Annotated in this window: 5 protein-coding genes; all 5 read right to left on the bottom strand. The window is 69.3% G+C overall.

Annotation, left to right across the window (positions count from 1 at the left end; genetic code table 11):
• Positions 1-55: 55 nt before the first annotated feature.
• The gene (gene dxs / locus ACFV6E_RS09050) at positions 56-1,993 is read right to left on the bottom strand and encodes a 1-deoxy-D-xylulose-5-phosphate synthase (protein WP_385173291.1); all 1,938 of its coding nucleotides are present in this window, start codon (positions 1,991-1,993) and stop codon (positions 56-58) included.
• A 214-nt stretch (positions 1,994-2,207) separates the two neighbouring features.
• Positions 2,208-3,503 (bottom strand): sugar ABC transporter permease, encoded by a 1,296-nt coding sequence (locus tag ACFV6E_RS09045; RefSeq protein ID WP_385173288.1) that lies wholly within the window; start codon positions 3,501-3,503, stop codon positions 2,208-2,210.
• Complete coding sequence (locus ACFV6E_RS09040; RefSeq protein WP_385173286.1) at positions 3,500-4,291, bottom strand: ATP-binding cassette domain-containing protein; 792 nt, start codon at positions 4,289-4,291, stop codon at positions 3,500-3,502. Before ACFV6E_RS09040 ends, ACFV6E_RS09045 begins: the two co-directional genes overlap by 4 nt.
• Before the next feature lie 192 nt (positions 4,292-4,483).
• Positions 4,484-5,584, bottom strand: coding sequence for a substrate-binding domain-containing protein (locus ACFV6E_RS09035; protein ID WP_385173294.1), 1,101 nt, complete (start codon positions 5,582-5,584; stop codon positions 4,484-4,486).
• Positions 5,585-5,717: 133 nt separating this feature from the next.
• Entirely contained in the window at positions 5,718-6,929 is a 1,212-nt protein-coding gene (locus tag ACFV6E_RS09030) for an ROK family protein (RefSeq protein ID WP_385460169.1), read from the bottom strand.
• Between the last annotated feature and the right edge of the window lie 32 nt (positions 6,930-6,961).

The raw sequence follows: 6,961 nt of genomic DNA, 5'->3' as shown, positions 1-6,961 counted from the left end.
CACCCGTACAGGGTGGCGGCACCGGCCCGTTCACAAGGGTGCGGGACGCGGAGCGCTAGTCGCGGGCGGACTCCACGCTGTCCGCGACGGTGCGCCCGCCGGCGCCCGGGTGCTCGACCCCGTCGAGCTGCGAGACCAGACCCGTGACCTGACGGGCGATGTCCGGCGCGGTCAGGCCGATCTCCGCGAGGACCTCCTTGCGGGAGGCGTGGTCGAGGAAGCGCGGCGGGATGCCGAAGTCCCGCAGCGGTACGTCGACCCCGGCGTCCCGCAGGGCCTGCGCGATCGTGGAGCCGACGCCGCCGACGCGGGAGTTGTCCTCGACGGTGACGACGACGCGGTGCTTCTCGGCGAGCGGGGCCATCGCCTCGTCGACGGGCTTGACCCAGCGCGGGTCGACGACGGTGGTGGAGATGCCCTGGTGGTCGAGGAGCGAGGCGATCTCCAGGCACATGGGCGCGAGGGCGCCGACGGAGACGAGCAGCACGTCGGGGGTGTCGGTGCCCGGGGCGCGCAGCACGTCCATGGAGCCGACCCGGCCGACGGCCGGTACCGCGGGGCCGACCGCGCCCTTGGAGAAGCGGACCACGGTCGGCGCGTCGTCCACGTCGACGGCCTCGCGGAGCTGGGCGCGGACCTGGTCGGCGTCGCGCGGCGCGGCGAGCCGGAGGCCGGGCACCACCTGGAGGATCGACATGTCCCACATGCCGTTGTGCGAGGCGCCGTCGGTGCCGGTGATGCCCGCGCGGTCCAGGACGAAGGTGACACCGCACTTGTGCAGGGCCACGTCCATCAGCACCTGGTCGAAGGCGCGGTTCAGGAACGTCGCGTACACGGCGAAGACGGGGTGCAGTCCGCCGGTGGCGAGCCCTGCCGCGGAGACGGCGCCGTGCTGCTCGGCGATACCGACGTCGTAGACCCGCTTCGGGAACGCCTTGGCGAACTTGTCCAGGCCGACCGGCTGGAGCATCGCGGCCGTGATGGCCACGACGTCCTTGCGCTCCTTGCCGAGCTTGACCATCTCCTCGCCGAAGACGGAGGTCCAGTCGGCGCCGGAGGAGGTGATCGGCAGGCCGGTGTCCGGGTGGATCTTGCCGACGGCGTGGAAGCGGTCGGCCTCGTCCTGGAGGGCGGGCTGGTAGCCGCGGCCCTTCTCGGTGAGGCAGTGCACGATGACCGGGCCGCCGAACCGCTTGGCGCGGACCAGGGCGGACTCCAGGGCCTCGATGTCGTGGCCGTCGATCGGGCCGACGTACTTCAGGCCCAGGTCCTCGAACATGCCCTGCGGGGCGATGAAGTCCTTCAGGCCCTTCTTGGCGCCGTGCAGGGTGTCGTAGAGCGGCCGGCCGACGACGGGGGTGCGCTCCAGGAGGTCCTTGCCGCGGGCGAGGAAACGCTCGTAGCCGTCGGTGGTGCGCAGGGTGGCGAGGTGGTTGGCGAGGCCGCCGATGGTCGGCGCGTAGGAGCGCTCGTTGTCGTTGACGACGATGACCAGGGGGCGGTCCTTGGCGTCCGCGATGTTGTTGAGCGCCTCCCAGGCCATGCCGCCGGTGAGGGCGCCGTCACCGATGACGGCGACGACGTGGGCGTCGCGCTCCAGGACCTCGTTGGCCTTGGCCAGGCCGTCGGCCCAGCCCAGGACGGTGGAGGCGTGCGAGTTCTCGATCACGTCGTGCTCGGACTCGGCCTGCGAGGGGTAGCCGGACAGGCCGCCCTTCATCTTCAGCTTCGAGAAGTCCTGCCGCCCGGTGAGCAGCTTGTGGACGTAGGACTGGTGTCCGGTGTCGAAGAGGATCCGGTCCTTCGGCGACTCGAAGACGCGGTGCAGGGCGAGGGTGAGTTCGACGACACCGAGGTTGGGACCGAGGTGGCCGCCGGTCTTGGAGACCGCTTCGACGAGGAAGCTCCGGATCTCCTCGGCCAGCAGGTCCAGCTCCTCCAGGCTGAGCCGGTCCAGATCGCGCGGTCCCGTGATGCGGGTCAGCAGCGGCACCCGTGCCTCCTTGCAGTAGAGCCGTTCGAGATTGCCGGGTCTGTCGAGTCTAATGTTCCGCCTGTCGTGCGAGTGCCCGGCCCAGGCGTTTGTACATCACACGAATGGCGGCGTGCGGTGGGGACACGGCTGTGCCCGGTACCGCCATTGGTACCGGGCACAGGTCCGTGGTGCCGCCGTGAGCCGGTCGTACGACCGGCTCGTGCGGGCTTTCTCAGGCGCGACCCGCCGTCTTCTGGGTCTTGCGGGTGATCGAGTCGATCACGACGGTGGTCAGCAGGACGCCCGCGGTGATCATGTACTTCACCGGCTCGGCGATGGACTCGAGCTGGAGGCCGTACTGGATGGAGACGATCACCAGGACACCCAGCAGGGCGTTCCAGGTGCGGCCCCGGCCGCCGAAGAGGCTGGTGCCGCCGATGACGGCCGCGGCGATCGCGTTCATCAGCAGGTCACCGGTGCCGGCGCTCTGGTTGGCCGCGGCGATCTTGGAGGCCAGGAAGAGGCCGCCGATGGCGGCGAAGAGGCCGGAGATCGCGAAGACCGAGATCCGGACGGCCGTGACGTTGATGCCGGCGCGGCGGGAGGCCTCGACGCTGCCGCCGAGGGCGAACACCTTGCGGCCGTACGTCGTGCGGCGCAGGACGAAGTCGGTGGCGACCAGGAAGGCGAGGAAGATCACCGTGGCCAGGGGCAGGCCCTTGTACTGGTTGTACATGACAGCCCCGGCGAAGGCGATCACGGCGAGCAGCACCGTGCGCAGGATGGTGTCGCTGAGCGGCCGGGACGGGACGCCGACGGCCTCGCGGCGGCGGTTGCCGAGGAAGGAGGTGACGAAGAACACCGCCACCACGACCACGGCGAGCCCGTAGGCGGCGGCCACGTCCGAGAAGTAGTACGTGGTCAGCTTGCCGATGAAGCCGTCGCTGTCGAGGTTGATCGTGCCGTTGTCGCCCAGGATCTGGAGCATGAAGCCGAGCCAGAACAACAGGCCCGCCAGGGTGACGGCGAAGGCCGGGGCCCCGAGGTAGGCGAAGAAGAAGCCGTGCGCTGCGCCGATGGCGGCGCCGACGGCGACCGCGACCAGGACGGCGACCCACTCGGGCCAGCCCTGGTTGACGCTGAAGACGGCGGCCAGCGCGCTGGCCGCGCCGCTGACCGAGCCGACGGACAGGTCGATCTCACCGAGCAGCAGCACGAACACGATGCCGACCGAGATCATCCCGGTGCCGACCATCGTGATGGTGATGTTGTTGATGTTCTCGGCCGAGAGGAAGGCCGAGTTCAGGCTCTGGAAGACCACGCAGATGACGACGAGGCCGATGATGACCGGAATGGAGCCCAGTTCACCGGCGCGCATCTTGCGCTTGAATTCGCCGACGTAGCCGGCGAGACCCTGCTCGCGGACGAGCAGCCGGGGGTCGACGGCGGTCACCGCGGCGGCGGCCGCCTCGGGGTTCTCGGCGGCGGGCTTGTCCTGCGGGGCCGCGGAGGTCTTGTCGATGCTCACTTCTGAGCCTCCCCGTTGCTGCGTGCCGCACGGCGGGTCACGGCGTTTTCCGTGGCACCGGTGATGGCGGAGATGATCTCTTCCTGCGAGGTCGACTTGACCTCGAAGACGCCGTTGTTGCGCCCGAGGCGCAGCACGGCGACCTTGTCCGCGACGGCCTTCACATCGGCCATGTTGTGGCTGATGAGGATGACGGCGTGGCCGCGCTCGCGCAGCCGCTCGACGAGGTCGAGCACCTGGGCGGTCTGCTCTACGCCGAGGGCCGCGGTGGGCTCGTCGAGGATGACGAGCTTGGGCTCGCCGAGCATGGAACGGGCGATCGCCACGACCTGGCGCTGACCGCCGGAGAGCGAGGCGATCGGAATACGGACGCTGGGGATGCGGATCGACAGCGTGGTCAGCAGCTCGCGGGAGCGGCGCTCCATCTCGATCTCGTCGAGGACGCCGAACCGTTTCAGCTCGCGTCCGAGGAAGAGATTGCCGACGACGTCGATGTTGTCGCACAGCGCGAGGTCCTGGTAGACGGTCGCGATGCCCAGGGCCTGGGCGTCGTGCGGCTTGCTGATCGAGACGGCCTTGCCGTCCCACTCGATGGCGCCTTCATCGATGGGGTGCACGCCGGCGATCGTCTTGACCAGCGTGGACTTTCCGGCGCCGTTGTCGCCCACCAGGGCGACCACCTCACCGGCGTGGACCTCAAGCTCTACGTCGGTGAGCGCCTGGACGGCACCGAACCGCTTGGAGACCCCGCGCAACGCCAGCACGGGCGTAGCGGACACGTGAACCATCTCCTTCGCCGCCTGACCCGGCGGGAGGTTGTGCAGAAGAATTGGGGGGAAGTGATCCGTCCGGCGCCCCGCACGAGCTTGCGGGGCTGGTGTGAGCGGGGCGCCGGAGGAGCCTTGGGTGCGCACGTCCGTCACGGGAATCCAAGGACGGATTCCCGTACACGGACAGTGGCTCGCGCCTGTTTCAGCCGCTTACTTGACGCCGGCCTTGTCGCAGGCGGACTTGTACTTCGTGGTGCAGATCTCGTCGACCGTGTAGTAGCCGTCCTTGATGACGGTCTCGTTGATGTTCTTCGTGGTCAGCGAGACGACCGGGACGAGCACCGACGGGACCTTCTTGGTGGTCGCGCTGTCCACCTCGGTCTTGGCGATCGAGTCGAGCGACTTGCCCTGGGCGAGGGCGACGGCCATCTCGCCCGCGACCTCGGCCTCCTGCGGGTAGGACTTGTAGACGCTCATGTACTGCTCACCCGTCAGGATGCGCTGCACACCGGCGAGCTCGGCGTCCTGGCCGGTGACCGGGACGGAGATGCCCGCGGCCTTGAGGGCGGTGATGATACCGCCGGCCATGCCGTCGTTGGCGGAGTAGACGCCGACGATGTTCTTCTTGCCGAGCGCCGAGATCGCCGACTCCATGTTGGCGTTGGCGTTGTTCGGGTCCCACTCCTTGGTGTCGAACTCCTTGCCGACGGTCACCTTGCCGTCGAGGACGGAGTGGGCGCCCTTCTTGAAGTCGGCGGCGTTCGGGTCGGTGACCGCGCCGTTCATCATGACGATCTTGCCGTCCTTGGCCTTGTCGCCCAGGGCCTCCAGGAGGGCGTTGCCCTGCGTCTTGCCGACCTCCTGGTTGTCGAAGGAGGTGTAGGCCTTGATCGGGCCCTCGGCCAGGCGGTCGTAGGCGACGACCGGGATGCCGGCCTCGTCGGCCTTCTTGACGGAGTTCGCGATCGCCTTGGAGTCCACGGCGTCGATGATCAGCACGTCGACCTTGTTGGTGATCATCGTGTCGACCTGCTGGCTCTGCAGGCTGGCGTCCTGCTTGGCGTTGTTGTAGAGCAGCTCGGCCTTGTTGTTCGTGAGCTCCTTGACCTTCTTCTCGATCAAGGGCTTGTCGAACTTCTCGTAACGCGCGGTCTTGTTCTCCGGCAGGAGCAGACCCACCTTGATGGCGTCGCCCTTCTTCGAGGCGGAGCTCGAAGAGTCGCTCTTGTCGCCGGACTCCTTGGCACTGCCACAGGCGGCCAGCGAGACGGCCATCGCACCGGCGGCGACGGCGAAGGCGGCGCGACGCATACGCGTGTTCACTTCAGAAACCTCCCTGACGAGGCCGCGACGTTGCGGCCGAGGTGGCTGGAAGTCAACTCGGCCACACGTGCGACGTCAAGAAGTAAATCCTTAACGAGATGGCAACGGTGCCATCCGTTCTCTAAGTGAAGGCAGGGGTCGCCGCGGGGAGTGAACCCGTGGCACTGCCGTCCAAAAGGGTCGAATCGCCCATCTCGCTGAGCGCGAGGGCCAGCGCGCCGAGCACCTCCGCGCGGCCGCCCAGCGCCCCCGGGAGCACCGAGAGCTGCCGTGCGGCGCTGGGGATGGCATAGCGGCCCACGGACTCCCTGATGGGCCCGAGGACCAGCTCACCGGCCTCGGCGAGGTCGCCGCCGAGGACCACCCGGCTCGGGTTCAGCAGGTTGCACAGGTTCGCCACCCCGCTGCCGATGTGCCGGCCCACGTCGGCGATCACCCGGCGGCAGCCCGGGTCGCCGTCCCTGGCCAGCCTGACCACGCCCTCCATGCTCAGGTCCGTGCCGTGGCTGGACTGGAGCAGCGGCAGGACGTACCGGGCGGCCGTGAAGGTCTCCAGGCAGCCGCGGTTGCCGCAGCGGCAGACCGGGCCCGACTCGTCCAGGGTGATGTGCCCGATCTCCCCCGCCGTGCCGCCCGGACCCCGGTAGATCTTCCCCTCGATCACGAGCCCCGCGCCGACCCCGCTGGCGACCTTGATGTACGCCAGGTCCTTGACCCCCCGGCCGCTGCCCCAGACCAGCTCGCCCAGGGCGCCGAGGTTGGCGTCGTTGTCCACGTGCACGGGCACGCCGAGCCGCCCCCGCAGCTCCTCGGCGGGCCGCGCGCCGGTCCAGCCCGGCAGGATGGAGGTGGAGCCGAGCGTTCCGGACTCGACGTCGATGGGCCCGGGTACGCCGAGGCCGACCCCGGCGATCTTGGAGCGGTCCACCCCAGTGGCCGCGATCAGCCTGCTGACCAGCTCCTCGGCCCGGTCGAAACCCTGCGGCGCAGAGGCGTCCACGTCGAGCGGCTCGGACTCCTCGGCCAGCACCTGGTGGGCCAGGTTCCCGACCGCGACGCGCAGGTGCGTGTGCCCGAAGTCCACGCCGATCACAATCCCGGCGTCACCGCTGAGCGAGACGCTGCGGGCCCGACGGCCGCCCGCTGAGGTGGGCGTGACCTCGACCGTCCCGCCCTCCTTCAGCTCCCGCACGATATTGGAGACCGTCGCGGCGGACAGGCCCGTCGTCCTCGCGATCTCCGCCTGCGTGAGCGACCCGGCAAGACGCACCGCACGGACGACGCGCTCCAGATTGGCCCGGTGCAGCGACGACTGCGACCCCGGAGTCTCCACGACGACCTCCCGTACGGGGCCGCTTCAATGAG

The organism is Streptomyces sp. NPDC059785 (assembly GCF_042732375.1).
GTDB lineage: Bacteria > Actinomycetota > Actinomycetes > Streptomycetales > Streptomycetaceae > Streptomyces.
Note: the sequence above shows the minus strand (reverse complement) of the source record. Positions and strands in the feature narration are given on the sequence as shown.